This is a genomic window from Paraburkholderia sp. CNPSo 3274 (assembly GCF_024206475.1).
Lineage (GTDB): Bacteria > Pseudomonadota > Gammaproteobacteria > Burkholderiales > Burkholderiaceae > Paraburkholderia.
The window spans coordinates 1-579 of record NZ_JAMBPR010000259.1 but is presented as its reverse complement, the minus strand read 5'-3'; the positions used below and the strand labels follow the sequence as shown (position 1 = coordinate 579).

Here is a 579-nt window from a genome sequence, read left to right as displayed (position 1 = left end):
GGCGATTGTTTTACATCAGGTCCGTGTCAATCTGGACGATCGGACGATAAGCGCTCTCGAAGCCCGACTGCCTTTACAGGTCAACCGGGTTGTTCATGCCAGGATCGCGTCCCGGAAGCTCCCCGGTCGCCAGCCAGTACGGACGGCGATTGTAGTAGTCATGCAATTGCGTACCCCATGTCGAATCCGCCATCGATGGCCAGTGATCCTTATCGAATCCGGGATCGTCCTTGATGCGTTCGGCCGCCATGTCGACACGAAAGCACTTCTCATTGGTGTCCAGTGTTAGTGCATTCCAGGGAATCGCGTGAAGCGTATTGCCCATGCCGAGAAATCCACCCTCCGCCAGAACCGCGTACGCGACGCGACCGCTACGCACGTCGAGCATGATGTCGGAAATCTTGCCGACATGTTCGCCATCTGCGGAAATCACCTTGTTGCCGTCGAGCGTGGCCGCGGCCATGATTTCGGGACCCGGACCTTCGCCAGTGCCCCCGCCGACGATTTGCGCGCCAGCGCCTCCTGATTGGGGATCAAGGATAGTCATGCTTGTGCTCCTTTCGGTTAAGAGTTGCGATG

The 579-nt window shown here is 58.0% G+C and carries 1 protein-coding gene; it reads right to left on the bottom strand.

All coding sequences use genetic code 11. The features are described 5' to 3' along the window. Positions 1-73: 73 nt before the first annotated feature. Complete coding sequence (locus M3I54_RS44575) at positions 74-547, bottom strand: PRC-barrel domain-containing protein (protein ID WP_254346755.1); 474 nt, start codon at positions 545-547, stop codon at positions 74-76. Positions 548-579: the final 32 nt, after the last annotated feature.

Excerpts from the sequence above, each read along its gene's own strand:
- M3I54_RS44575 (WP_254346755.1), bottom strand. The coding sequence starts at position 547 with ATGACTATCCTTGATCCCCAATCAGGAGGCGCTGGCGCGCAAATCGTC.